This window comes from Leucobacter sp. UCMA 4100 (assembly GCF_027853335.1).
GTDB lineage: Bacteria > Actinomycetota > Actinomycetes > Actinomycetales > Microbacteriaceae > Leucobacter_A.
In genome coordinates this window covers 2,637,896-2,662,132 of the sequence record NZ_JAFEUS010000002.1, presented here as the reverse complement: position 1 = coordinate 2,662,132, position 24,237 = coordinate 2,637,896, and the positions used below count along the sequence as shown (strand labels likewise).

Annotated in this window: 23 protein-coding genes and 1 tRNA gene; 3 read left to right on the top strand and 21 right to left on the bottom strand. The window is 61.8% G+C overall.

All coding sequences use genetic code 11. The annotated features are described in order from the left end of the window. Positions 1-16: 16 nt before the first annotated feature. From JSO19_RS12330 to JSO19_RS12305, 6 genes are all read right to left on the bottom strand, one after another. The gene (locus tag JSO19_RS12330; protein WP_270911950.1) at positions 17-1,273 is read right to left on the bottom strand and encodes a glutamate-5-semialdehyde dehydrogenase; all 1,257 of its coding nucleotides are present in this window, start codon (positions 1,271-1,273) and stop codon (positions 17-19) included. Positions 1,274-1,283: 10 nt separating this feature from the next. After that, a complete protein-coding gene (proB, locus tag JSO19_RS12325; protein WP_270911949.1) occupies positions 1,284-2,066 on the bottom strand; it encodes a glutamate 5-kinase in 783 nt (260 codons plus the stop codon). Next, positions 2,059-3,567: a GTPase ObgE gene (gene obgE, locus JSO19_RS12320; protein ID WP_270911948.1), complete on the bottom strand. Its 1,509-nt coding sequence runs from the start codon at positions 3,565-3,567 to the stop codon at positions 2,059-2,061. The genes proB and obgE overlap by 8 nt, the downstream gene beginning before the upstream one ends. Before the next feature lie 60 nt (positions 3,568-3,627). Continuing rightward, positions 3,628-3,882 carry a 50S ribosomal protein L27 gene (rpmA, locus tag JSO19_RS12315; RefSeq protein ID WP_217132552.1) on the bottom strand — a complete coding sequence of 85 codons (255 nt, stop codon included), beginning with the start codon at positions 3,880-3,882 and terminating at the stop codon, positions 3,628-3,630. Positions 3,883-3,920: 38 nt separating this feature from the next. Continuing rightward, the gene (gene rplU, locus JSO19_RS12310) at positions 3,921-4,229 is read right to left on the bottom strand and encodes a 50S ribosomal protein L21 (protein WP_270911947.1); all 309 of its coding nucleotides are present in this window, start codon (positions 4,227-4,229) and stop codon (positions 3,921-3,923) included. 153 nt (positions 4,230-4,382) lie between these two features. Further along, on the bottom strand, positions 4,383-6,857 hold the full coding sequence (locus JSO19_RS12305) for an Rne/Rng family ribonuclease (protein WP_270911946.1): 2,475 nt from the start codon (positions 6,855-6,857) through the stop codon (positions 4,383-4,385). A 253-nt stretch (positions 6,858-7,110) separates the two neighbouring features. Between JSO19_RS12305 and JSO19_RS12300 the strand changes: the two genes are divergently transcribed. Beyond that, positions 7,111-7,737 (top strand): vitamin K epoxide reductase family protein, encoded by a 627-nt coding sequence (locus JSO19_RS12300; protein ID WP_270911945.1) that lies wholly within the window; start codon positions 7,111-7,113, stop codon positions 7,735-7,737. Here JSO19_RS12300 and coaE read toward each other — a convergent pair. Further along, positions 7,734-8,381: a dephospho-CoA kinase gene (coaE, locus tag JSO19_RS12295; RefSeq protein ID WP_270911944.1), complete on the bottom strand. Its 648-nt coding sequence runs from the start codon at positions 8,379-8,381 to the stop codon at positions 7,734-7,736. The two genes, JSO19_RS12300 and coaE, sit on opposite strands and share 4 nt — an antisense overlap. 53 nt (positions 8,382-8,434) lie before the next feature. Here coaE and JSO19_RS12290 point away from each other — a divergent pair, with 53 nt between their 5' ends. Next, the gene (locus JSO19_RS12290) at positions 8,435-9,040 is read left to right on the top strand and encodes a DUF4126 domain-containing protein (protein WP_270911943.1); all 606 of its coding nucleotides are present in this window, start codon (positions 8,435-8,437) and stop codon (positions 9,038-9,040) included. A gap of 6 nt (positions 9,041-9,046) precedes the next feature. On the opposite strand, the gene rpsA is transcribed toward JSO19_RS12290, so the two are convergent. Together rpsA and polA are read right to left on the bottom strand one after the other, a co-directional pair. Continuing rightward, positions 9,047-10,507 (bottom strand): 30S ribosomal protein S1, encoded by a 1,461-nt coding sequence (rpsA, locus tag JSO19_RS12285; RefSeq protein WP_270911942.1) that lies wholly within the window; start codon positions 10,505-10,507, stop codon positions 9,047-9,049. Positions 10,508-10,996: 489 nt separating this feature from the next. After that, entirely contained in the window at positions 10,997-13,627 is a 2,631-nt protein-coding gene (gene polA, locus JSO19_RS12280; protein ID WP_270911941.1) for a DNA polymerase I, read from the bottom strand. Between the two features lie 70 nt (positions 13,628-13,697). On the opposite strand from polA, the gene JSO19_RS12275 reads away from it, so the two are divergent. Continuing rightward, positions 13,698-14,132: a hotdog fold thioesterase gene (locus JSO19_RS12275; protein ID WP_270911940.1), complete on the top strand. Its 435-nt coding sequence runs from the start codon at positions 13,698-13,700 to the stop codon at positions 14,130-14,132. A 74-nt stretch (positions 14,133-14,206) separates the two neighbouring features. On the opposite strand, the gene JSO19_RS12270 is transcribed toward JSO19_RS12275, so the two are convergent. The 12 genes from JSO19_RS12270 to hisF all read right to left on the bottom strand — a co-directional run bounded on the left by JSO19_RS12270 (position 14,207) and on the right by hisF (position 24,213). Next, positions 14,207-14,818 (bottom strand): ANTAR domain-containing response regulator, encoded by a 612-nt coding sequence (locus JSO19_RS12270; protein ID WP_217132567.1) that lies wholly within the window; start codon positions 14,816-14,818, stop codon positions 14,207-14,209. A gap of 245 nt (positions 14,819-15,063) precedes the next feature. Next, positions 15,064-15,148: transfer RNA gene (locus JSO19_RS12265), tRNA-Leu, on the bottom strand. A gap of 67 nt (positions 15,149-15,215) precedes the next feature. Next, complete coding sequence (pyk, locus tag JSO19_RS12260; RefSeq protein WP_270911939.1) at positions 15,216-16,673, bottom strand: pyruvate kinase; 1,458 nt, start codon at positions 16,671-16,673, stop codon at positions 15,216-15,218. 15 nt (positions 16,674-16,688) lie between these two features. Continuing rightward, the gene (lgt, locus tag JSO19_RS12255; RefSeq protein WP_270911938.1) at positions 16,689-17,627 is read right to left on the bottom strand and encodes a prolipoprotein diacylglyceryl transferase; all 939 of its coding nucleotides are present in this window, start codon (positions 17,625-17,627) and stop codon (positions 16,689-16,691) included. 96 nt (positions 17,628-17,723) lie between these two features. After that, entirely contained in the window at positions 17,724-18,506 is a 783-nt protein-coding gene (gene trpA / locus JSO19_RS12250; RefSeq protein ID WP_270911937.1) for a tryptophan synthase subunit alpha, read from the bottom strand. Then, positions 18,503-19,729 (bottom strand): tryptophan synthase subunit beta, encoded by a 1,227-nt coding sequence (gene trpB, locus JSO19_RS12245; RefSeq protein ID WP_270911936.1) that lies wholly within the window; start codon positions 19,727-19,729, stop codon positions 18,503-18,505. Before trpB ends, trpA begins: the two co-directional genes overlap by 4 nt. Before the next feature lie 28 nt (positions 19,730-19,757). Next, positions 19,758-20,534 carry an indole-3-glycerol phosphate synthase TrpC gene (trpC, locus tag JSO19_RS12240; protein WP_270911935.1) on the bottom strand — a complete coding sequence of 259 codons (777 nt, stop codon included), beginning with the start codon at positions 20,532-20,534 and terminating at the stop codon, positions 19,758-19,760. A gap of 3 nt (positions 20,535-20,537) precedes the next feature. After that, the gene (locus JSO19_RS12235) at positions 20,538-20,771 is read right to left on the bottom strand and encodes a DUF6704 family protein (protein ID WP_217132579.1); all 234 of its coding nucleotides are present in this window, start codon (positions 20,769-20,771) and stop codon (positions 20,538-20,540) included. Between the two features lie 77 nt (positions 20,772-20,848). After that, positions 20,849-21,511 carry a Trp biosynthesis-associated membrane protein gene (locus tag JSO19_RS12230; RefSeq protein WP_270911934.1) on the bottom strand — a complete coding sequence of 221 codons (663 nt, stop codon included), beginning with the start codon at positions 21,509-21,511 and terminating at the stop codon, positions 20,849-20,851. Positions 21,512-21,518: 7 nt separating this feature from the next. Next, positions 21,519-23,057 carry a chorismate-binding protein gene (locus tag JSO19_RS12225; RefSeq protein WP_270911933.1) on the bottom strand — a complete coding sequence of 513 codons (1,539 nt, stop codon included), beginning with the start codon at positions 23,055-23,057 and terminating at the stop codon, positions 21,519-21,521. A gap of 8 nt (positions 23,058-23,065) precedes the next feature. Beyond that, positions 23,066-23,455, bottom strand: a complete 390-nt coding sequence (gene hisI, locus JSO19_RS12220) for a phosphoribosyl-AMP cyclohydrolase (protein ID WP_217132585.1) — start codon at positions 23,453-23,455, stop codon at positions 23,066-23,068. Beyond that, positions 23,452-24,213, bottom strand: coding sequence for an imidazole glycerol phosphate synthase subunit HisF (gene hisF, locus JSO19_RS12215; RefSeq protein WP_270911932.1), 762 nt, complete (start codon positions 24,211-24,213; stop codon positions 23,452-23,454). Before hisF ends, hisI begins: the two co-directional genes overlap by 4 nt. Between the last annotated feature and the right edge of the window lie 24 nt (positions 24,214-24,237).

Genomic DNA, 24,237 nt, shown 5'->3' with positions numbered 1-24,237 from the left:
GATTGTGTTGACACTGTTAGTGGCGAATTTGCCCTGTACCTCGCACGAGCCACTTCGTGCTCGTCAGATCGGCGAGCCCCATCGGGCCGCGCGCATGGAGCTTCTGGGTCGAGATGCCAACCTCGGCGCCAAAGCCGAATTCTCCCCCGTCGGTGAAGCGAGTTGACGTGTTGACCATGACAACCGCTGAGTCAACCTCGGTCAAGAAGCGTTCGGCGTTGGCGAAGTCTGAGGTCACGATCGCGTCGGTGTGGTGGGTCGAGTATGCGGCGATGTGGTCAATCGCCTCGTCCATGCTCGAAACGACCTTGACACCCATCGCGAGCGAGTGGTGCTCGGTGCGCCACGTCTCGCTGCTCGCAGCATGCACGCCGCTGTGCTGCGACCTCGCGGTTTCGTCACCCAAGATCTCGACCCCTTCTTCGGTGAGCATCTCGAGGAGCGCTGGCAGCAAACGCTCGGCGGCCGACTCGTGCACGAGCAGCGTCTCGGCAGCGTTGCACACGCTGGGTCGATGTGTCTTTGCGTTGCGCACGATGTCGAGAGCCATCGCTTCCTCGGCACTCGCGTCAACGTACACGTGCACGACACCCGACCCCGTCTCGATCACGGGAACGGTTGATTCGCGCACGACCGCTTGAATGAGGTCGGCGCTACCGCGTGGGATGAGCACGTCGATGTAGCCACGAGCCTTCATGAGCGCGCTCGCGCCTTCACGGCCGAAGTCGTCGATGCTGAGGAAGGCTTCGCCAGGAAGCCCTGCCCCGGTAATCGCTCGCTGCATGACGGCGACGAGCACCTGGTTCGTTTGGGCCGCCGCGCTCCCGCCACGCAACACCGCTCCATTGCCGCTCTTGAGCGCGAGCGCGAGAATATCGACCGTCACGTTTGGGCGTGCCTCGTAGATAGCACCGACCACGCCGAATGGCACGCGCACCTCGCTGATGCGTACGCCGTTTGCGAGGGTGTTGCCACGCACGATCTGCCCGACGGGGTCTGGGAGCGCGATCACATCACGCACAGCGCTCGCGAGAGCGATAATGCGCTTCTCGTCAAGCAAGAGCCGGTCGAGAAGACCGCCCGCGATGCCTTCCTCGGCTCCACGCTGCAGATCTCGCTGGTTTGCCTCGACGATCTCTGGCACCGACGTTTCGAGCCCCTCGGCAATTGCCTCGAGCGCAGCATTCTTTTGCTGCGTGTTGACCGTCACAAGCCCGCGGGCTGCCTTACGGGTGGTGCCGAGCAGGGTGTAAAAATCGTCGCTGAGTGCCATGGGCACCATTCTAGACGATCGCGTCAGCCGCCTCGAACCACGTTCCCGCGTCGGCTCCCTCGAGCACGCCCGCGAGCAGGCTCACCTCGGTAAGCAGCACGGTCGCGCCCTTCTCGGTTGCCAGCCTCGCGGCCGAGACCTTGGTCACGGCTCCGCCAGTGCCCCAGCCCGACTGCGCATCGCCGATCTTGACGCCCTCAAGGGTGTCGCCGTAAGGCACCGAGGCGATGCGCTCAGCACCAATCTCGGTCGGCGGCGCGGTGTAGAGCGCGTCGATGTCAGAGAGCAGAATGAGTGCGTCAGCTTCAAGCATGCGCGAGACAAGGGCAGCGAGCCGATCGTTGTCGCCGAAGCGAATCTCGTGCGTAGCGACGGTGTCATTCTCGTTGATGATCGGGATCACACCGAGTTCGAGCAAGCGCTCAAGGGCACGGCGAGCGTTATCGCGGCTCGTCGGGTTCTCAATGTCCTGAGCGGTGAGCAGTACCTGCCCCGCAATCTCGTTGTGTTCGCTCAGCGCACGCTGATAGCGGTTCACGAGTACGTTCTGCCCCACAGCCGCCGCGGCCTGTTGCGTCGCGAGGTCGTCAGGCCGCTCTTCGAGCTGCATGAATGGCACCCCGGTCGAGATCGCGCCCGACGAAACGAGCGCGACCTCGATACCTCGTGCTTTGAGCTGCACGAGCAGATCAACGAGCTGCGGAATCTGGTGAGCCTTCTCGCCGCTTACTGACGAAGAGCCAACCTTCACGATGATCCTGCGTGCCTCGAGAATCTTCTGCACGCTAGTCATCGTCTTCGCTCCAGAGCCCGGCGCGACGCTCCTCTTCAAGCTCGTCGCGTGCCTCCTGCTTCGCGTCCATACGCGCGTGGTGGCGCTCGCGACGCTCTGCAGTGGTTCGCCTGTTACGCGGATCAAGCCGGTCGTCCTGACCACGTGATCCGAGCATGACCTCGGCGGCACTCGTGAGGCTTGGCTCCCAGTCAAACACGATGCCCGCGCCCTGGCCAATGACAACGGTCGAACCGGGCTCTGCCCCGGCCTTCACGAGCGCGTCATCGATCCCGATCTTCTGCAGGCGGTCAGAAAGGTAGCCCACGGCCTCGTCATTCGCAAAATCAGTCTGCTCGACCCAACGCTCTGGCTTCGTGCCGGTGATGCGGTAGAGGTTGCCGTACGATCCGCCCTCAATCGAGATCTCGAAGGGGCGCTCGCGCACAGCCTTCGGGGTGAGCACGATGCGAGGCGCGGCCTCGGCTTCGGCGATGGCCTGCTGGCGGTGGTCGGTCACGATCTTGCCGAGCGCGAGCGAGAGCTGACGAAGCCCCTCGTGCGCCGCGGCTGATATGAGAAAGACGGTGAACCCGCGCGCCTCAAGCTCTGGTTTCACGAACTCTGCGAGCTCGCGCGCCTCAGGAACGTCGACCTTGTTGAGCGCGACGATTTGCGGGCGCTCAAGCAGTGGCACCTGACCCTCAGGCACCTCGTAGGCCTCGAGCTCACGCTCGATGACCTCGAGATCTGACAGCGGATCGCGGCCTGGTTCAAGGGTCGCGCAATCGAGCACGTGCAGCAGCGCGCTGCACCGCTCAACGTGCCTCAAGAATTCGAGACCGAGCCCCTTGCCCTCGCTGGCGCCCTCGATGAGCCCAGGAACATCAGCGACGGTGAAGCGGAACTCTTCGGCCTCGACGACGCCAAGGTTCGGGCGCAACGTTGTGAACGGGTAGTCGGCAATCTTCGGCTTCGCGGCGCTCATCGCGGCAATGAGACTCGACTTGCCCGCCGAGGGGTAGCCCACGAACGCCACATCGGCAATGGTCTTCAGCTCAAGCTGCAGGCTGCGTTCTTCGCCGGAGGTTCCGAGCAGGGCAAAGCCGGGAGCTTTACGCTGACGGCTCGCGAGACTCGCGTTGCCAAGCCCGCCGAGACCACCCTTCGCGGCGAGAAACCGCGCGTCGGGTTCGGTCATGTCTGCGAGCACATTGCCATCGTTATCGCGCACGACGGTACCGACCGGCACGGGAATCACGAGGTGCTCGGCGTTCGCGCCACCCCTCATATCACCCATACCAAAGCCGCCATTGTCGGCAGCACGGTGCGGCCTACGCTGAAACTCGAGCAGGGTCGTCACCTGCGGATCAGCCACGAGTTCGATGTCGCCGCCGTGCCCGCCGTTGCCTCCATCTGGGCCGGCGAGGGGCTTAAACTTCTCTCGTCGCACCGACACGCAGCCGTCACCTCCGCGCCCTGCCCGTACGTGCAGGGGCGCCTCATCGACGAACGACACCATTTTTCCTCCTGTATACGCAAAAAGCGAGCCGAAGCTCGCCTTTCACGTGGTTATGATCGATTACGCAGCTGCGACGATATTCACAATCTTACGCCCACCGCGGGTACCGAACTCCACTTCGCCTGCTGAGAGAGCAAACAGCGTGTCGTCGCCGCCACGGCCAACGTTTGCACCTGGGTGGAACTGGGTTCCACGCTGGCGAACGATGATTTCACCGGCGTTAACAACCTGGCCAGCGTAGCGCTTCACGCCAAGGCGCTGAGCATTTGAGTCACGGCCGTTGCGAGTTGAACTCACACCCTTCTTTGATGCCATGGTCTTTCTCCTTAGATCTTAACGTTTATGAAGACGAACTACTTGATACCGGTAACCTTCAGGCGCGTGAGCTCCTGACGGTGACCCTGGCGAGCCTTGTAGCCGGTCTTGTTCTTGTACTTCTGGATGATGATCTTGGGGCCACGGAGGTCTTCAACAACCTCGGCGGTGACCTTGACCTTCGCGAGCTTGTCAGCGTCGGTGGTGATCTTGTCACCATCAACGAGAAGCACTGCGGGAAGTTCTACTTTGCCCTTGTCGTCGCCAGCAACACGGTTGATGGTGATGACTGAGCCAACCTCAACCTTTTCCTGACGCCCACCGGCGCGCACTACTGCGTAAACCACTTGTGTACCTTTTCTCTGGTTTGTCCGTGTTGGAGCTTTAGCCACACGGGTGGGCCTTGCTCATCAAGCAACTCACGCGGAGTTGCACCAGCAATCAATATTACGGCAAAACTGCTGGTTCGGTCAAATGACACGGAGTTTTCTCTGAATTATTTATTGATCTTCAAGCTCAGTAAAGAGCTGTTTGGGGTCGACGCCCTGCTGCCTGCGCGTCGCTCGTCGCGAACACAGCCGGCTCTCACCGGTCTCAGGCGCGTCTGGGAGCGCGTTGAGAACCGAATCGAGCAGATCTTTCGGAGCCGCTGCCGCGGCCCTGTCGACGGTCTTTGGAGCCGTGAACGCCTGCTGAACGGCCGCGGCAATGTCGGCAGCCTGCTCGTTACGTGCGCCGTGGTCGGCGCCTGATGGCTGCTGCTCGCCCTGGCTGGCCTCGGCTTTCTGCGCCGCCTGGGCCCGCTTTTGCGACTGCTGTGACTTCGCGCGCGCCCTGCGGGGCTTCGTCGCGGGAGCCTCAGCTGCCTGCTCTCCCTCAGCAGAGGGAGCGATTGTTGAAGCAGCAACCTGGGCAAGCATGTTCTTCGCGCCGTCGCTAATCGCGTGCGGCTGCGACTGCTGCTGACTTTGCTGCTGCTGTTGTTGCTGCTGCTGGTGGTTCTGCTGCTTGCCCCGCTTACCGCTCGAGCGGTGCTGGGTTTCTCGGTGCACCGGCTCCTGGTGCACGATAAGCCCGCGACCGGCGCAGATCTCGCAGGGCTCGCTGAATGACTCGAGCAGGCCGAGACCAAGCTTCTTACGCGTCATCTGAACAAGCCCGAGCGAGGTTACCTCAGCAACCTGGTGCTTCGTACGGTCGCGACTCAGGCACTCGACCATGCGTCGCAGAACGAGGTCACGGTTCGACTCAAGCACCATGTCAATGAAGTCGACAACGATAATGCCGCCAATGTCGCGCAGACGCAGCTGGCGCACGATCTCTTCGGCCGCTTCGAGGTTGTTCTTCGTCACGGTCTCTTCGAGGTTGCCGCCTGAGCCGACAAACTTGCCGGTGTTCACGTCAACAACGGTCATGGCTTCGGTGCGGTCAATCACGAGCGAGCCGCCAGAGGGCAGCCAAACCTTGCGGTCGAGCGCTTTCGAGATCTGCTCGCTGATGCGGTAGCGATCGAAGATGTCGCGCTCGTCCTGGTAATGCTCGAGTCGCTCACACAGCTCTGGCGCAACCTGCTCGAGGTATCGCGAGATAACGCCGTACGTGTCGTTGCCCGAGATGATCATCTTCTGGAAGTCTTCGTTGAAGACATCGCGAACGATTTTGATGAGCATGTCCGATTCTGAGTGCAGAAGCGACGGCGCGTTGTCCTTCTTCGAGCGCTCCTGAATCGACTCCCACTGTTTGGTGAGTCGCTGCACATCGAGCGTCAGGTGGTCTTCGCTGGCACCCTCAGCTGCGGTACGCACGATGACGCCAGCGCCGTCGGGAAGGACCTCCTTGAGGATCTTCTTGAGGCGCGCACGCTCGGTGTCGGGCAACTTGCGCGAAATGCCGTTCATGGCACCGCCAGGAACGTAGACCAGGAAGCGGCCAGGCAGTGAGACCTGGCTCGTCAGGCGTGCACCCTTGTGACCAACCGGATCTTTCGTCACCTGCACGAGCACCTTGTCACCGGGGCTCAGCACATTCTCGATCTTGCGCGCCGACTGTGCACCGTCAAATGATGACCAGTCAACCTCGCCCGAGTAGAGCACTGCGTTGCGGCCGCGCCCGATGTCGACGAACGCCGCCTCCATGCTCGGCAACACGTTCTGCACTTTGCCGAGGTAGACGTTGCCGATGAGCGAGGTCTCGCTCGAGCGCGCAACATAGTGCTCCACGAGCACGTTGTCTTCGAGCACACCAATCTGAATGCGATCGTCGAGCGAACGAACAATCATCTGGCGGTCAACCGACTCGCGCCTCGCCTGAAACTCTGACTCAGTGATGACGGTGCGACGGCGGCCTGCCTCGCGCCCCTCGCGGCGGCGCTGCTTCTTCGCTTCAAGCCGGGTCGAGCCTTTGAGCCGCTGCGGTTCAGAGACGGGTGCGGCCTGCTTGCGCTCCTGGCGCTGTGGCTGTTGGGGCTGCTCATCAGCGCGCTGCGAATCCTGCGGTGAACGACGGCCACTGCGGTTGCGGGTGCGGCGCGATGTCGCGTCGTTCTCGCTCGACTGGGTTTCCCGGTCGAGCAACTCATCAAGATCGATCGCCTCTGAGCGGCGCGACCTCGGCTGAATAGGTGGCACATCGGGGGCAATAAAGAGCAACTCTTTACTCGCCATGAACTGCTCAAGTGGGGTGAGTGGCTCGGGAGTTTCTTCGCTCACGGCGGCCGGCTCCTGCTGAGTCTCGGCTTCTCCCGCGGAGGGCTCCTCAGGGGCCTCGGAAGCCTGAGGATCCGCTGTAGCCGCTTCGTCTGACTCGGGCGCTGCAGCCGAATCAGCCACGGCCTCGGGCTGCGCTTCAGAAGCCACAGCTTTCGTGTCCTGGGGCTCAGGCTGCGTCTCGGGAGACCCTGCCTCCGGGGTCTCGCCCACGGCCTGCTCTGCCCCGGGTTCGTTCTGCTCTGATTCGTATTGTGTCTCTTGCACCATTTCTGGTGAACTCCTTATACCCGTGCTTTAACGTTGCACGGAACTCTTGTTGCGAGAAGGTTCTCGCGAAAACTCTTTGGGATTTCACCCTGCTCGACCGTGCCGGTCGCTCGCTTCATCGATCAGCGAGAAAACTTAACGCACATACATCTGCATGTTGTGCTGCGTCTATTATGCCATGCGGCGCAGGAATGTGGTCGGACTCAACACACATGTTGTAAAGTTTCAGGTTTCTTGCGTAAGAATAATGACTATGGCAACCGAAACCGCCCAGCTTCCCCCTTCACGACGCACCGCCTACAGCGTGTTCAGCATTATTGCTGGCGTCATCGGCCTCTTCGCTTCATTTGAGCTGCTCACCGAGTACCTCAAAACCCTCGTTGAGCCCGACTACTCGCCCAACTGCGACATCTCGGTGCTCGTCACCTGCGGCCCCAACATGGCCTCATGGCAGGGCAGCATTTTTGGGTTCCCGAACGCCATCATTGGCGTCGCCGCTTTCACTGCACCGATCATTGTCGGTGTCGCACTGCTTGCCGGGGCAACCTTCAAGCGCTGGTTCTGGATCGTTTACCAGCTCGGACTGCTCGGCGGCTACGTGTTCGTGTGCTGGCTGCAGTACCAGAGCATCTATGACCTCGGCACCCTGTGCCCCTGGTGCATGGTCGTGTGGACCGTCATGATTCCATTGTGGTGGATCTCGCTCTTCACGAACTGGTCACGCGGACTCTTCGGCGGCTCAGAACGCTTCCGAAACGTTGGCACAACCCTCACCCAGTGGGCCTGGGTCATCATCGTGCTCAACTTCATCGCGATTGCAACCGCCGCCCAGTTCCGTTTGAACTGGCTCTTCACCGAGTTCGGAATCGGCGCTTTCTAGACCCCGCTGCCGCCTTCGCGCTCGCTCTTGCCTGCGCGAAGGCCTCGATCCGCCACGAGTTTGTGCCAGAACGCATCGGTCTGGGCAATCGTCTCTTCGACGGTTCCTGAGGTATCGATCACGACGTCGGCGACCGCGCGACGGGCCTCGTTCGTGACCTGGTTCGCGATACGCGCCCTCGCCTCATCTTCGGTCATGCCGCGCAGTTCGACCATGCGCTCGATGCGCGCCTCATCGGGCGCGTCGGCGACGACCACGAGATCCCAGACGTAATCATGATCGCTCTCAACGAGCAACGGGATGTCATACACGAGCACCCCATCAGGGTTCTCGGCCTCAAGTTCGCTGATCACGCCCGCGACGTGCTGCTGAATCGCGGGGTGCACGATGCCGTTCAGCACCGCAAGCCGTTCGGGGTCGCGAAACACGAGCGCCCCGAGCGCCGCACGGTCAAGGCTCCCGTCGGCCGCGATGACGCCGTCTCCAAACGCCTCGCGCACCTGTTGCAGCCCCGGCGTTCCTGGTTCGACGACGACTCTCGCGAGCTGGTCAGCGTCGAGCGTCACGGCCCCGAGCTCTGCAAGCCGCCGCGTGATCGTTGATTTGCCCGAGGCAATGCCTCCGGTGAGACCGATGAAGAACATCTCTCGATGATACCGCCGCCCAGTCACCGCGAAAAGCGCCATACACTGTTCACATGATCGCGATGCTCACCGGACTCCTGCTCGCCACTGCCGCTGGCCTCAACGCTTACGTTCCGCTGCTCGCGCTCGGCCTGCTCGCGCGCTTCACCCAGCTCATCGACTTACCCGAGACATGGTCGTGGATCGCGAGCGATTGGGCACTCATCGCCCTCGCCGTGCTCTTCGTCATCGAGGTCGTCGTCGACAAGGTGCCCGCGCTCGATTTCGTCAACGATATCGCGCAAACCGTGGTGCGCCCCGCATCGGGCGGCATGGTGTTCAGCGCAGGTCTCTCGAGCGATACCGTTTCGGTGGCTGACCCCGGGGCGTTCAGCGACGTCTCGTTCTGGTGGCCGATGGTCGCGGGCATCGTCATTGCGTTACTTCCCCACCTGTTCAAGGCAATCGCACGGCCCGTGCTCAACACACTGAGTGCCGGAGCCGCCGCCCCGATCGTGAGCGTTGCCGAAGACACGGGTGCCGTGGGCCTCTCACTCGCGGCCATTATCGCTCCCCTTATCGGGCTCGTGCTACTCATCGCCCTCGTCTGGGTCGCGATTCGGGGTATGAAAAAGGCCCGGCGCGCTCGTGCGCACCGGGCCAATTCGCGGAGTAACTAGCGGGAGTTACTTGCCTTCAAGCTGTGACCTGAGTGCAGCGAGTGCCTCGTCGTCGGCGAGGGTACCAGCCGAAGCGGGTGCGCTCTGTGATGCCGAAGATGATGACGACTCTGCGGGGTTGGCGATGGCCTCTGCCTCTGCCTTGATTGCCTCGGCAACCTGCAGCTTGTGAGCCTCCCAGCGTGACTGTGCGGCAGCGTATTCCTGCTCCCACTTCTCGCGCTCGGTCTCGAAGCCTTCTTTCCACTCCTGCGTCTCAGGGTCGAAGCCTTCTGGGTACTTGTACTCGCCGTTCTCGTCGTACTCGGTGGTCATGCCGTAGAGTGCGGGGTCGAACTCGGTGCCCTCTGGGTCGACGCCCTCGTTAGCCTGCTTGAGGCTGAGCGAGATGCGGCGGCGCTCGAGGTCGATGTCGATGATCTTGACGAAGCACTCGTCGCCGACCGAGACAACCTGCTCGGCGAGCTCAACGTGCTGGCCCGAGAGCTCTGAGATGTGCACGAGGCCCTCGATGCCGTCTGCGACGCGAACGAACGCACCGAACGGAACGAGCTTGGTAACCTTGCCCGGTGCAATCTGGCCGATTGCGTGGGTGCGGGCGAATACCTGCCAGGGGTCTTCCTGCGTTGCCTTGAGCGAGAGTGAAACGCGCTCGCGATCCATCTCGACCGAGAGCACCTCGACGGTGACTTCCTGGCCAACCTCGACGACCTCTGAAGCGTGGTCGATGTGCTTCCAGCTGAGCTCTGAAACGTGAACGAGACCGTCAACGCCACCGAGGTCGACGAACGCACCGAAGTTAACGATCGACGAGATGACACCCTTGCGTACCTGGCCAGGAGTGAGGTCCTGGAGGAAGCTTGAGCGGCTCTCTGACTGCGTCTGCTCGAGCAGAGCGCGGCGTGAGAGAACAACGTTGTTGCGGTTCTTGTCGAGCTCGAGAATCTTTGCCTCGATCTCCTGGCCCAGGTAAGGGGTCAGGTCGCGAACGCGGCGCAGCTCGATGAGCGAAGCAGGAAGGAAGCCACGGAGTCCGATGTCAACGATGAGACCACCCTTGACAACCTCGATGACGGTACCGGTAACGACGCCGTCTTCTTCCTTGATCTTCTCGACGTCGCCCCATGCACGCTCGTACTGTGCACGCTTCTTCGAGAGCAGAAGACGACCTTCTTTGTCTTCCTTCTGGAGCACGAGAGCCTCAACGGTGTCGCCAACTTCAACGACCTCGTCGGGGTTCACATCATGCTTAATTGAAAGTTCGCGTGAGGGAATAACACCCTCAGTCTTGTAACCAACGTCGAGCAGAACCTCGTCGCGGTCGATCTTCACAACGGTGCCCTCGATGAGGTCGCCATCGTTGAAGAACTTCAGCGTCTCTTCGACCGCGGCCAAAAAGTCTTCTGCAGAGCCGATGTCGTTGATCGCAACCTGCTTCGGCGCCTTGGCGGTCGTTTCGTTTTTCATGTAATTAAACTCCGATATGAGTATGTAATCGGGCGCATGGAGAAGCCGTTGCAGTTTGGCCCCTGGATTCCACGCGCAGTGGACAGAAATCATCACAAAAGTGACATCTCAGCTTACCGCAGTTTTCTGCGTAACTTCAAGCGGCTCGGGCCTTCTCACCCGGGCGTGTCGCGGGGCACCTGCCTGCTACCGCGAACTACTGCTTGGGCCAGGGTGAAAGCTGCGCGATCCGCCGCCGTTTTTGGGCTGTTGCGGGGTTCTTGCGGGGTTCTTGCGGAGCTGTTGCTGGGCTGCTGCGGAGCTTTCGCCCTCGTTTCGCCCCGCCCCGGCATCTACTTGACGAAAAGCAGGGTGTTTGCGCGTCGACACCCTGCTTTTCGTCAAGTAAACGGGAAAAACACGAGCAGCGACCGGCGGACAGCGACCGGCGAAGCGGCAGCGAGCGGCCGGCAGGCAGCGAGCGACGAACCGCAGCCGGCCACCGGCCTGCTAGTGCGCCGCCGAGTTCCAGTTCTCGCCGCGACCCACCTGCACCTCGAGCGGCACGGCCAGCTCGGCGGCGCCACCCATCTCGGCGAGCACGATCGCTTCGAGAGCGTCCCACTCGCCAGGTGCCACCTCGAACATCAGTTCGTCATGAATCTGCAGCAGCATGCGCGAGGCGAGCTTCGCCTCGCGCATGCGGTGCTCAATGCGGATCATCGCGAGCTTGATAATGTCGGCCGCGCTGCCTTGAATTGGCGCGTTGAGCGCCGCACGCTCCGCGTTCTCGCGAAGCACCCGGTTCGGGCTTGCGAGATCGCCGAAGGGACGACGCCTGCCGAAGATCGTCTCGGTGTATTGGTCGACGCGGGCCTGCTCGACGACCGAGCGGAGGTAGTCGCGCACCCCACCGAAGCGGTCGAAGTAGTCGAGCATGAGCTGCTTGGCCTCGCCGGCAGAGATGCCGAGCTGCTTTGAGAGGCCGAACGCTGAAAGGCCGTAGACGAGGCCATACGACATGGCCTTCACCTTCGAGCGCATCTCTGAGGTCACGTCGGCGGGTTCGACGCCGAAGATGCGAGAGCCGACGAAACGGTGCAGGTCTTCGCCCGCGTTGAAGGCTTCGATCAGCCCTTCGTCACGCGAGAGGTGCGCCATGATGCGCATCTCAATCTGCGAGTAGTCGGCGGTCATGAGGCACTCGGTCTCGGCCGAGTGGGTGAAGGCCTCGCGAATCCGGCGGCCCTCTTCTGAGCGCACCGGGATGTTCTGCAGGTTTGGCTCGGCTGAGGCGAGGCGACCGGTGCTCGCACCGATCTGCTGCAGCGTCGTGTGAATGCGGCCATCGTCGCCGACCGACTTCATGAGCCCCTCGACGATCTGGCGCAGCTTGTTGACGTCACGGTGCTCAAGCAGCGCGTCGAGGAAGGCGTGCGGGCTCTTCACCTGCAGATCAGCGAGAGACGCGGCATCGGTCGAGTAGCCGCTCTTCGTCTTGCGGGTTTTCGGCATATCGAGCTGGTCAAAGAGCACCTCTTGCAGCTGCTTCGGCGACGAGAGGTTCACCTCGCGGCCAATCGCGTCAAAGGCGCGCTGCTGCGCGGCCTGCACGCGGTCGGTGAGCTCAGCATGGTGAGCTTCGAGCAGCGGGGTGTCGATCTCGACGCCGCGCATTTCGAGCTTCGCGAGCACCGTCACGAGCGGCAACTCAATATCGCGATAGACCTCGCCGGTGCGATCCTCGAAGAAGGTCTCGACCTGCGTGTGCAAGCGGCGGGTGTACCACGCGAGCATCGCGGGGGTCGCGATCGACCCTTCCTCTGGTACGAGCTGCTGCGGATCGCCCTCGGGAACCTCTTCACCGAGATAGCGCAGCACGGCGTCGGCGAAGCTCTTCTCGGCCTGCGTCGGGCGCACGAGCCATGCGGCGAGATGAGCGTCACCGGCGAGGCCGCCGAGCTCGACACTGTGGCCCGCAAGCAGCTTCACGAGTGGCTTCGCCTGGTAGACCACCTTGGGTGCATCAGAAGCGAGCCATGCCTCGAACAGAGCGTAGTCGCGCCCCTGAGGTTCCCATACAAACTCAACCGCCTCGTCGGTGGTCGCAATGCCGACCGTCAGCTGCGGCCCCTCGGCGACAACGGTGAGCGCGGGATTCTCGACCCGGCGCAGCCACGCATCAAGCTCTTCGTCAATGAGCAGCTTCGGCTCGGGAAATTCTGGGGTTGCGACCTCGGCTGCGGCTCCAGCGTCGCTACCCGCGGCCGGCACTTCCTGCCCCGAGAGCTTCGCAACGCGCTGCAGCAGGGTGCGAAACTCGAGTCGCTGGAACATGGGCTGCACTGCCGTCATATCGATTTCAGGCCGCATGAGGTCTTTCGGCGCCACGTCGAGTTCGACGTCGCGAACGAGGCGGTTCAGCCGGCGGTTCCGTTCGGCGAGGTGCGCGTTCTCGCGCAGGCTCTCGCCAACTTTGCCACCGATCTCGTCCTGCCTGCGCAGAATCTCGTCGAGCGAACCAAACTGGTTGATCCACTTCACCGCGGTTTTCTCGCCCACCTTCGGCACGCCGGGCAGGTTATCGCTCGTCTCGCCGACCAGCGCTGCGATTTCGGGATACTGCTCGGGCCGCACCCCGTACCGCTCCATGACCTTGTCGGCATCGTAGCGGGTCAGTTCAGACACGCCCTGCTTTGAGGGGTACAGCAGCAGAACGTTGTCGTCGACGAGCTGAATCGTGTCGCGATCACCGCTCACAACGAGCACTTTAAAGCCCTCGGCCGAACCTTGTGTAGCGAGTGTCGCGAGAATGTCGTCGGCCTCGTACTGCTCTTTTTCGATCGTGGTGATGCCCATCGAGTGCAGTGCCTCTTGGAGGAGCGGGATCTGCCCCTTGAACTCTTCGGGCGTCGCGCCGCGAGTGCCCTTATATTCGGGGTACTCCTCGGTGCGGAACGAGTGCCGCGAGATGTCAAAGGCGACCGCGAGGGCATCGGGGTTTTCGTTTTGCAGAAGGCTCAACAACATCGAGATGAAGCCGTGAATGGCATTCGTGTGTTGGCCGTCGGCGGTACGAAAACTGTCGACGGGAAGCGCGTAAAAAGCACGGAAGGCAAGCGAGTGCCCGTCAATGATCATGAGTGTAGGCTGAGCTGTATTCGACACCCTCTAAGACTACAAGTCTTCGCCGAAACATTCAGGAGCAAAGATGACACAGCACACGCCAGCAGAAAACCTCGACGGTCTCGAATTCGTTCGCACACGTGGGCTCGGAGCTCTCGCCGACCGCATGGGCATCACCATGAAAGAGTTTTCGCGTGAGCGCGCCGTGGCAACGATGCCGGTCGAAGACAACACCCAGCCGATCGGGCTGCTGCACGGCGGCGCCTACTGTGTGCTCGGAGAGACCCTCGGGTCGATGCACTCGAACCTCATCGCCCCCAAAGGCAAGGTTGGCGTGGGCATCGACATCAACGCGACGCACACCGGCTCGGTAACAAGCGGATCGGTGACAGCCGTCTGCACCCCGATTCACGTGGGCCGCTCACTGAGCGTCCATGAGATCGTCATTAGCGATGAGGCCGGGCGACGCTGCTCGACCGTTCGCATCACGAACATGTACAAAGACCTGCCCTCGAACTAGGTTCGGGACAGGTCTTTTCGATCGAGCTGAGGCGCTTGCGGGCGCCGACTGGCGGCCCGCAAGCGAGCGAAGCGTTACGCCTTCGTCTGCGCCCCCAGCTGATCGATGATGGTCTTTGCGACGTCTTGCATCGTCAGACGGCGGTCCATTGACGCCTTCTGAATCCAGCGGAACGCCTCAGGCTCACTGAGCCCCATCTTGTCGTTGAGAATGCCCTTGGCACGGTCAACGAGCTTACGGGTCTCGAAGCGCTCTGCGAGGTCAGCGACCTCGTTCTCGAGCGCCGTAATCTGCTGGAAGCGCGAGATTGCGATCTCGATGGCAGGCAGCAGGTCAGCAGGCGTGAAGGGCTTCACCACGTAGGCGAGGGCGCCCGCGTCGGTTGCACGCTCGACAAGCTCTTTCTGGCTGAAGGCAGTCAGGAGAACAACGGGAGCGAGGTGCTCTTTGTTGATCTCTTCTGCCGCAGAGATACCGTCAAGCTTCGGCATCTTGATGTCCATGACAACAAGGTCGGGCTCAAGCTCGCGCACCAGCTCAACAGCACGTTCACCGTCGCCGGCTTCGCCGACAACGTCGAAATCGTTGTCGCGAAGGGTCTCAACAATGTCCATGCGGATGAGAGACTCGTCTTCGGCCACGACAACGCGGCGTTTGGTACTAGGGGTAATTTCTTCGTCAGTCACACCACTAGCGTACGCCACAAACGTGAAAACTCCATGCTGATTCCTCACAGCTCCGTGAAGTTTTTTTGCGAGAATGCTCCATTCTGGCCGACCACTGTGGAAAAAATGAACGCCGTTCTTTCGTTTGCGGGTTTCCGCTCCCCGCTAGAGCGATGTTGTCACGGCAATCGCGATCGATCCGCCACGGCTTTTCGCAGAGTGCACGAAGGGCCCTCCCGCAATCAAGCGAGAGGGCCCCTCGTGTTTGGTACCGGATGTGGGACTCGAACCCACACGTCTTTCGACAACGCATTTTGAGTGCGCCGCGTCTACCGATTCCGCCAATCCGGCATTCGGCCTTTCGGCCACGAAGTAACACTACCCTACGGCAGCCCCTCCGTAAAAATTTGTTGCGCGATTACTTCGTTTCTGAGGCAACCTTTGCACCGGGCTCGAGGCGACCGCTCGCTTCGCCCAGTCGGTGAATGCGCAGCGTGTTCGTCGTGCCGACGACACCCGCCGGAGTGCCCGCGATCACGATGACCGTCTCGCCGAGGTGCTCAAGGCCACGTTCAAGCAGCACGTCATCAACCTGGGCGAACATCTCGTCAGTCGAGGCAACGCGTGCCGTCTCGTAGCTTCGCGCGCCCCACGTCATCTCAAGCTGGCGGCGCACCGAACTGCTCGGGGCGAAGCTGTAGATGGGAATCGGGGTGCGCAGGCGTGAGACTCGGCGAACCGTGTCGCCCGACTCGGTGAAAATGCAGATGCTCTTCGCTCCGAGTGTTGCCGCGACCTCTGCCGCAGCGAGCGTGAGCGCGCCACCCTGGGTCTTCGGCCGCGTGCGCATCGGCTCAATGCGCTCCAGCGCCTGTTCTTCGGTCGACTTGATGATGCGAGCCATGGTCGAGACCGCTTCAATGGGCCACGCGCCAACACTCGTCTCTCCTGACAGCATGACCGCGTCAGCACCATCGAGCACGGCATTCGCGCAGTCAGAGACCTCGGCGCGCGTTGGCCTCGGGTTCTCGATCATTGACTCGAGCACCTGGGTCGCAACGATGACGGGCTTCGCGTGTTCGCGGGCCAACGAAATCGCCTGCATTTGCACAACAGGAACCTGCTCGAGGGGCAGTTCAACACCGAGGTCGCCACGAGCAACCATGATGCCGTCGAAAGCGTCGACAATCTCTGCAAGGTTCTCGACAGCCTGCGGCTTCTCTATCTTGGCGATCACTGGCAGGCGAACGCCCACCTCGTCCATGATCTCGTGTACACGCTCAATGTCTTTCGCGTCACGCACAAACGAGAGCGCAATGTAGTCGACGCCGAGCTTGAGTGCCCAGCGCAGATCGTCTTCGTCTTTCTCAGAGAGCGCGGGAACGTTGACTGCAACGCCGGGCAAGTTGATGCCCTTGTTGTTCGAAACGTCTCCTGGCACCTCGACAACCGTGTGCACGGTGTCTTCGGTCACGCGGGTCGCGCGCAACGTCACTTTACCGTCGTCAATGAGCAGCGGATCACCGACACTCACATCGCCTGGGAGCGCCTTGTGCGTCGTGCCGCAGATCGTTGCGTCGCCAACAATGTCGCGCGTCGTGATCGCGAATTCGTCGCCCTCTTCGAGCGAGTATGGTCCGCCTTCAAACTTGCCGAGGCGAATTTTGGGACCCTGCAGGTCTGCGAGAATCGCGATCGGTCGCCCGACCTCTTCTTCGGCGCGGCGAATGTTGCGGAACACGCCCTCATGAATGTAGTGCTCACCGTGTGAGAGGTTCATCCTCGCAACGTTCACACCAGCCTGAATGAGGGTGAGGGTGTTGCCGTAGCTTGAAACCGCTGGGCCCCACGTGGCGACGATCTTTGCGTGACGCATGATGCTCCTAATGGCCTAGTTGGCCGGCTGAGGGTTGAGCTTTGGTGAGGTGTGCTCGAGCACGTGGTAGTACTCTTCGGGGTCGTTCGTTGCGACGAGCGCGAGTTCATCGTTGCGCATGCGGCCGGGCAGGTACACCGATGCTTCGAGGCCTGGGTGCCTGCGGCGCTGGACGAAGTACAGTACGACGCCGAGCAGAACGATCGCAAAGGCCATGAGCACGTTGGTGCGGAAGCCGAAGAACTGGTAGCTCGGGTCAACGCGCACCGACTCGATCCACGCGCGGCCGATGCCGTACCAGATGAAGTAGAGCGCGATGAACTGGCCCCAGCGAGGCGCGAGGCGCTTCTCGATTGCGAGCAGCACAACGATGCCCAGAATGTTCCAGATGATCTCATAGAGGAAGGTCGGGTGGAAGAGCGTTCCCTCAGGCATGCCAACGGGAAAAGCCGGGTTCGTCGTCTCGATCTCGAGACCCCAGGGCAGCGTGGTCGGGCCACCGAAAAGCTCATGGTTGAACCAGTTGCCGAGGCGGCCAACAGCCTGAGCAAGAAGCAGGCCAGGAACGAGCGCGTCTGCGAACGAGAAAAAGCGAACACCCGTGAGGCGTGACGCGATGAGAATACCGAGTGCACCGCCCAGCAAGGCACCGAAGATTGCGATGCCGCCGTGGTCGATACGAATAATCTCGATCGGGTTCTTGCCGGGGCCAAAGTAGTCGCCCGCGTGGGTCAGCACGTGGTAGAGGCGCGCACCAACGATACCGAGCGCAACCGCCCAGAGGGTGAAGTCGAGCGCGACACCAGGCTCTCCCCCACGCTTGGTGAGGCGTGACCCCGTCCAGATGCGAGCAACGACCATGCCGGCGATGAGGCACAGTGCGTAGTATGCAATCGGAACAGACCCGATGTTAAACGAGTTCGTGTCAGGGCTCGGAATGCTCATGAAAAGCATCAATGCAGCCTACTTTCTTGTCGGTAACGTCTCACACCATCTTAGACGGCGTAATACCAGTGTGCGGCTGAGCGTTGAGGCTCTGCCAAGGTTCGTCTAGCGGAGTTTTCCGGTCGCGAGTTCTTCAGCGACCTGTTGCACGCGCGCTACCCCGCCCTCGGCGAGGGCCTTTACGAGCGCAGAGCCCACAATGGCGCCGTCGGCGTACTCAAGCACCTCGCGCACCTGGGCTCCCGACGAAATGCCGAGGCCAACGCAGCTGTTCTCACAGCCCACGTCACGAAGCCTGCCGACAAGCTCACGCGCTGCATGGTCGACGTCGGTTCGAGTACCCGTGACGCCCATGGTCGAGACCGTGTAGACAAAGCCACGGCTCAGTTCGCTAATACGCTCAAGACGCTGCTCGGTCGAGGTCGGGGCCGCGAGAAAAATGCGATCCAGTTCGAACTGATCAGAGACGCTGATCCACTCAGCTGCCTCGTCGGGAATGAGGTCTGGAGTGATGAGGCCCGCGCCACCCGCGTTCTTGAGACGCTCGGCGAAGTGTTCAACGCCCTGGCTCATGACGAGATTCCAGTACGTCATGATGACGACCGGAACGTCAACGCGTTTCGTGAGTTCTTCGATCGCGGTGAACGCGTCAGCGACCTTGACACCGTTTTTCAGTGCCTCGACGGTGGCGGCCTGAATCACAGAACCATCCATGCCCGGGTCTGAGTATGGAAGGCCGAATTCAATAATGTCGACGCCTCCGCGCACGAGAGCCTCTGCCGCATCGATGCTTGTCGCCACATCGGGAAACCCGACCGGCAGGTAACCGATGAGGGCACCCCGCGAGTCGTCACGGCGAGTGCGAATCATGTTCGTGACTTGGCTCATGACGCCTCCTGGCCTGCTGAATCGAAGAGGCCGAAGTACTGGCCCGCGGTTTCCATGTCTTTGTCGCCGCGCCCCGAAAGGCTCACGAGCACCGTCTCGTCTGGGCTCATCGTCGCGGCAAGTTTGAGTGCGCCAGCGAGCGCGTGCGAAGACTCGATCGCGGGAATGATTCCCTCGGTTCGAGAGAGGTCGAGCAGCGCCTGCATCGCCTCGGCGTCGGTCACGGGCTGGTACTGAGCGCGCTCAATCGAGTGCAGCCACGCATGCTCGGGGCCGATGCCCGGGTAGTCGAGCCCTGCCGAGATCGAGTGAGAATCGAGGGTTTGGCCGTCTTCGTCTTGCAAGAGCAAGCTCTTCGCACCGTGCAGCACGCCGGGCCGACCAAGCGTCAGTGTTGCCGCGTGCTTCGAGGTCTCGACGCCCTCACCGCCGGCTTCGAAACCATACAGCGCAACCGCTTCGTCGTCGAGAAAGGCGTGGAAGATGCCCATCGCGTTTGACCCGCCGCCCACACAGGCTGCGATCGCGTCGGGAAGCTTGCCGGTTCGCTCGAGCATCTGCTCGCGCGCCTCGACACCAATGACACGTTGCAGGTCGCGCACCATCTCGGGGAAAGGGTGAGGGCCCGCGACCGTGCCGAACACGTAGTTCGTGGTCTCGACGTTGGTCACCCAGTCGCGAAATGCCTCGTTAATCGCATCCTTGAGCGTGCGAGTGCCCGCCTGGACCGCGATGACCTCGGCGCCGAGCAGGCGCATCCGGGCGACGTTCAAGGCTTGGCGTTCGGTATCGACCGCCCCCATGTAGATGGTGCATTTGAGCCCGAACAGCGCTGCCGCCGTCGCGGTCGCGACACCGTGCTGCCCCGCGCCCGTCTCGGCGATGATGCGATCTTTGCCGATGCGCTTTGTCAGCAGAGCCTGACCGAGAACGTTGTTGATCTTGTGCGAACCGGTGTGGTTCAGATCTTCGCGCTTCAGGAAAATGCGCGCACCACCAGCGAGTGCCGCGAACTTCTGCACCTCGGTAATCGGCGAGGGCCGTCCCGTGTAGTCCTTGAGTAGTGCGTCGAGTTCTTCGTGGAAGGCGGGGTCAGCCTTGGCGGCTTCCCAAGCAACCGTGAGATCGTCGAGCGCTTGAATGAGCGATTCGGGAACAAACCGACCGCCAAAATCTCCGAAGTATGGGCCCTGAGCTTGGCCGAGCCCCTCTTGCTTCGTCATCGAAACCTCTATCTGTGTTATCTGATGGTTAGGCAACCTGGGTGAATGCGCGAACAGCTTCGCGCGGTGCGCCCTCGATCACGAGTGCCTCGCCGACGAGCACCACGTCAGCCCCGGCACGGCGGTAATGCTCGACGTCGTCGACGCCACGAACAGCCGATTCAGCAACCTTGATGGTTCCCTTCGGAATCACGTCGCTCACGCGACCAAACAGCTCGCGATCGAGCTCAAAGGTCGTCAGGTCACGTGCGTTGACGCCAATGAGCTTGGAACCCAGCTGAATCGCGCGGTCAACCTCTTCGTCAGAGTGCGCCTCGACGAGTGGTGTCATCCCGAGCTCAATGATGAGTTTATACAGCGACTCGAGCGTCGATTGCGGAAGCGCCGCAACGATGAGCAAAACGAGGTCTGCCCCAGCAGCCCTCGCCTCGTACACCTGGTACGCGTTACCAATAAAGTCTTTGCGCAGCACAGGAATGTTCACAAGCTGGCGAACACTGCGCAGATCGTCGAGCGACCCCTTAAACTTGCGTCCCTCGGTCAGCACGCTCACGGTGCTCGCACCGCCAGCCTCGTACTGCATCGCAAGTTCGTGAGGCTCGGGAATCTCGGCGAGGTCGCCGCGAGAAGGACTCGCACGCTTGACCTCGGCAATCACCTTCATATGATCGGCCGGAGCAAGAAACTCGAGCGCGTTCAACGCTGCAGGGGCCTCTAACGCAAGCGCTTCGAGGTGGCTCAGTGGTAGCTGAGCCTCCCTCGAAGCAGCATCGTCAAGCGCCCCGCGAAGCAGGTCGTCTAGCACGGGTTAGTCGTGAGACTTAGGAACGAACTTTGGTCCCTTAACGCCGTAGCCTGCTTTAGCCATGATCACGCCTACCAGGAGACCAAGCACGAGCACGCCGGCGCTGATCCACACCAGCCAAGCCTGGTGGAAGAAGAAAGCAACCGTGCCCACAGCAAATGCAAGCAGCATAATCAGCACTGCAGTCCATGCAGCCGGTGAATCTCCGTGGCCATACTCATCAAGGCGGTCAGTCATGAATCTCCTTTTATCAAGTCTTCACATCACAGTTTAGCCGGTCGCTCGCAAATGAGCGAACTCTCGCCCGGCGTGGTTCAGGAGCGACCCGGCGCTTCTGCGCTGTCGTCGCCGCCACCGAAGTCTTCTGGCCCAAGTTCATCGCTCGGATCGTCGCCCTCAGAGAGTGCATCCCAGTCGGCAATCCGGTCGGCTGAGCCATCGGGACGCGGCGCCTTCTTCTCGCGCGGCGAGCCCTTCGCTTCATACCGTTTGCCGCCCTGTGCCCATTTCCAGCCAAACACCGCGACCCCGATGCCCACGAGCAGCACAAGCAAACCGAGCACCACCGTGACCGTCGGCCACACCGTGACCTGCATGAGGTCAACGACCTCGATGGGCGATGACGAGAGAATGCCCGTCGCCTCGGCAATCGAAGCTTTTGCGAAGTCGATCTCGGCATCTTGCCCGCCGAGCACTCCAGCGAAGGCCGACCAGGCGATCCACCCGCCAAACACCGCGGTGAGCGCGCCGAGGGCAACCCTGAGCGCGCGGCCCGCAATGCCGAGCACGGCGCCGATAGCCAGGAGCGCAATCGCCACCGGCATGAGCGCCTTGTTCCCCGCGGTTCCCGTCACTGTCACGTCACCGTGGGCGGCAGCACTCGGGATGAGCTGCAGTTCAAGCCAGGGCCTGGTACTCGCGAAGAGCATCGCCACCGCGAGTAGCAGCAGCAGCGAAACAAGGTTGCGTTTGGTCATGCCTACGTTACTTCTCCTCAACGAGTGTGTTTGCGATTGCGACTGCACGCAGCGGCGCGGCCGCCTTGTTGCGGCATTCCTCGTCTTCCGAGGCGGGAACCGAGTCGGCAACGATGCCCCCACCCGCTTGAACCGTCGCAATACCCGAGCGGATCGTGGCCGTTCGAATCGCTATCGCGAGGTCGGCATCGCCCCCGAGCCCGAAGTACCCGACAACCCCGCCGTATACTCCCCGGCTTGCCGTTTCGAGCTCATCGATGATCGCGAGTGCTTTCGGCTTCGGATCTCCTGACAGCGTGCCCGCCGGGAACGTTGCCCGGAGCGCCGACACCGGCGATTCCTCGGGTCGAAGCTCACCCTCAACTGTCGAAACGATGTGCATGACGTGGCTGTAGCGCTCGATGCGCATGAGGTCGCTCACGTGCACACTCTCGGGCACGCAGAAGGTCGAGAGGTCACGCTTTGACAGGTCAACGAGCATCTCGTGCTCGGTGCGCTCTTTCTTGTCGGCGAGCAGTTCTTTCTCGAGCTGCAGGTCGTGACTCGCGTCGGTTCCGCGCGGCTTCGATCCGCCAATCGGGTGCGTGATCACCCGGCCACCGTTGACCGTGATCAGAGCTTCAGGGCTCGAACCGACGACCGAGAACGGCTCACCATCGTGCCCCTCATACGAGAGCAGGTACAGGTAAGGGCTCGGGTTGAGGTGTCGCAGCACGCGGTATACGTCGAGCGGATCGGCCGTGCACTCGCTGTCGAACCGCTGCGAGACTACGACCTGGCCGGCCTCGCCCTCACGAATGCGGTCAATGGTGAGTTGAGCGAGCCTGAGGTACTCGGCCTGCGGCGTGACCCGCTTCGCCTCGGTCACCGCCTCGCGGTTGAGCGTCGCGACCGGCGCCGCCGCACTCGCGGCGAGTGAACGTTGCAGCCCGTCGAGGCGGGCCTGCGCATCGTCCCATGCGTTGTCGAGCGGCACTCCCTCTTCGTCGGTCAAAACATTGGCGATGAGAATGACCGAGCCCTCGCGGTGATCGATCACGATAAGTTCAGAGACGAAGCTCAGCCCCTGCACGGGAACCGCGGCCGGGCCAAAGCCTGGGTCTGGCAACGTCGTCTCAATTTGGCGGATCGTGTCCCACCCGATGTACCCCACGAACCCGCTTGTCAGCGGCGGCAGCCCGTCAACCTGATCGGCCTTCCAACGCTCGTAGGCGGCCTGCACCGCCTCAAGTGGCTCAAGCGAGACGACGCCCCCTGGCAAGAGTCGCTCTTCAGTCATCGCCGATTCAGGGCTCGCTGCCCAGTAGGCGCGCCCGTCTCGCTCACTCAGGACACCGAAAGAGCCGGCGCCAACGAACGAAAAGCGGGTCCATACCCCGCCCTGCTCTGCCGATTCGAGCAGGAAGGTTCCGGGTCGCGATGCCGCGACCTTTCGGTAAATGCTCGCCGGAGTATCAGAGTCTGCGAATACCTCACGGCACACAGAAACGATCGGGTTCGTTGCTGCCGCCTGGTCAAAGGCGGCACGGGTTGTCGTGAGGGTCATCGGGTCGCTTACTCGTCGGTGATTTCGGTGACGACAGCAGGAACATAGCCGTCGATGAAGCAGGTTCGGGTGCCGGTATGGCAAGCGGCGCCCTGTTGAATAACTCTGATGAGCATCGTATCTTGGTCGCAGTCAAACGACACTGAACGCACGTACTGCCTATGCCCGGAAGTATCGCCCTTGCGCCAGTACTCAGAGCGTGAGCGCGACCAGAAGGTCACGCGCCCCTCGGTCAAGGTGCGTCTGAGCGCCTCACGGTTCATCCACGCGAGCATGAGTACGTCGAGCGACTCATCGTCCTGAATGATCGCGGGCACGAGGCCGTCATCGGTGAAGGTGATGCGGTCAAGATACGGAGTGATCTCTTCCTCTGACACCTCGTCGCGAAACAGCGTCATTTGGTTACCTCGCACCCTGCTGCGGCGAGCGTCTCCTTGACGGCCTGAACCGTGAGGGTGCCATCGTGAAACACGGAGGCCGCGAGCACGTGTGCCGCGCCTGCCTGCACCGCGGGAGCAAAGTCTTCGAGCTTGCCGGCTCCACCCGAGGCGATCACGGGCACCTGCACGGCGGCTGCGATCTGGGCAGTGATGTCAAGGTCATAACCGTCGAGGGTTCCATCGGCGGTGAGCGAGGTCAGAAGAATCGACCCCGCACCACGCGAGGCAACCTCTTCGGCCCAGGCAACCGCGTCAACGTTTGCTGAGGTCTTACCGCCGTGTGTGAGCACGGTGTAGCCCGAGTCCTGCGCCTTATCGACTTTGACGTCGATCGCAAGCACGAGCGCGTCAGGCCCGATGGCTTCTGAGAGCTCGGTTACGAGTTCAGGACGTTGGATCGCGGCGCTGTTGACGCCGACCTTCGTTGCACCCGCTTCAAGCAGTTTCTTCGCGTCGTCGACCGAGCGAACGCCACCACCGACCGAGAACGGAATCGGAATCTCTGCCGCGACGCGGCGCACCATGTCGACCGTGGTGCCGCGTTCTTCGACCGTGGCCGAGATATCAAGAAAGACGAGTTCGTCTGCGCCCTGGGCGACATAGCGCCTCGCGAATTCAACGGGGTCGCCCTTATCTTGGAGGTCGACAAAGTTCACACCCTTGACAACCCTCCCCCCGTTAACGTCCAGACATGGAATTACGTGCACGGCTGCCATTTCAGCTCCCTTCGGAATGAGTGT

Bases quoted from the DNA above. Each gene is read 5' to 3' on its own strand.
- JSO19_RS12330 (WP_270911950.1), bottom strand. From the start codon at position 1,273: ATGGCACTCAGCGACGATTTTTACACCCTGCTCGGCACCACCCGTAAG.
- proB (WP_270911949.1), bottom strand. From the start codon at position 2,066: ATGACTAGCGTGCAGAAGATTCTCGAGGCACGCAGGATCATCGTGAAG.
- obgE (WP_270911948.1), bottom strand. From the start codon at position 3,567: ATGGTGTCGTTCGTCGATGAGGCGCCCCTGCACGTACGGGCAGGGCGC.
- rpmA (WP_217132552.1), bottom strand. From the start codon at position 3,882: ATGGCATCAAAGAAGGGTGTGAGTTCAACTCGCAACGGCCGTGACTCA.
- JSO19_RS12305 (WP_270911946.1), bottom strand. From the start codon at position 6,857: ATGGTGCAAGAGACACAATACGAATCAGAGCAGAACGAACCCGGGGCA.
- JSO19_RS12300 (WP_270911945.1), top strand. From the start codon at position 7,111: ATGGCAACCGAAACCGCCCAGCTTCCCCCTTCACGACGCACCGCCTAC.
- coaE (WP_270911944.1), bottom strand. From the start codon at position 8,381: ATGTTCTTCATCGGTCTCACCGGAGGCATTGCCTCGGGCAAATCAACG.
- JSO19_RS12290 (WP_270911943.1), top strand. From the start codon at position 8,435: ATGATCGCGATGCTCACCGGACTCCTGCTCGCCACTGCCGCTGGCCTC.
- rpsA (WP_270911942.1), bottom strand. From the start codon at position 10,507: ATGAAAAACGAAACGACCGCCAAGGCGCCGAAGCAGGTTGCGATCAAC.
- polA (WP_270911941.1), bottom strand. From the start codon at position 13,627: ATGATCATTGACGGGCACTCGCTTGCCTTCCGTGCTTTTTACGCGCTT.
- JSO19_RS12275 (WP_270911940.1), top strand. From the start codon at position 13,698: ATGACACAGCACACGCCAGCAGAAAACCTCGACGGTCTCGAATTCGTT.
- pyk (WP_270911939.1), bottom strand. From the start codon at position 16,673: ATGCGTCACGCAAAGATCGTCGCCACGTGGGGCCCAGCGGTTTCAAGC.
- lgt (WP_270911938.1), bottom strand. From the start codon at position 17,627: ATGCTTTTCATGAGCATTCCGAGCCCTGACACGAACTCGTTTAACATC.
- trpA (WP_270911937.1), bottom strand. From the start codon at position 18,506: ATGAGCCAAGTCACGAACATGATTCGCACTCGCCGTGACGACTCGCGG.
- trpB (WP_270911936.1), bottom strand. From the start codon at position 19,729: ATGACGAAGCAAGAGGGGCTCGGCCAAGCTCAGGGCCCATACTTCGGA.
- JSO19_RS12235 (WP_217132579.1), bottom strand. From the start codon at position 20,771: ATGACTGACCGCCTTGATGAGTATGGCCACGGAGATTCACCGGCTGCA.
- JSO19_RS12230 (WP_270911934.1), bottom strand. From the start codon at position 21,511: ATGACCAAACGCAACCTTGTTTCGCTGCTGCTGCTACTCGCGGTGGCG.
- JSO19_RS12225 (WP_270911933.1), bottom strand. From the start codon at position 23,057: ATGACCCTCACGACAACCCGTGCCGCCTTTGACCAGGCGGCAGCAACG.
- hisI (WP_217132585.1), bottom strand. From the start codon at position 23,455: ATGACGCTGTTTCGCGACGAGGTGTCAGAGGAAGAGATCACTCCGTAT.
- hisF (WP_270911932.1), bottom strand. From the start codon at position 24,213: ATGGCAGCCGTGCACGTAATTCCATGTCTGGACGTTAACGGGGGGAGG.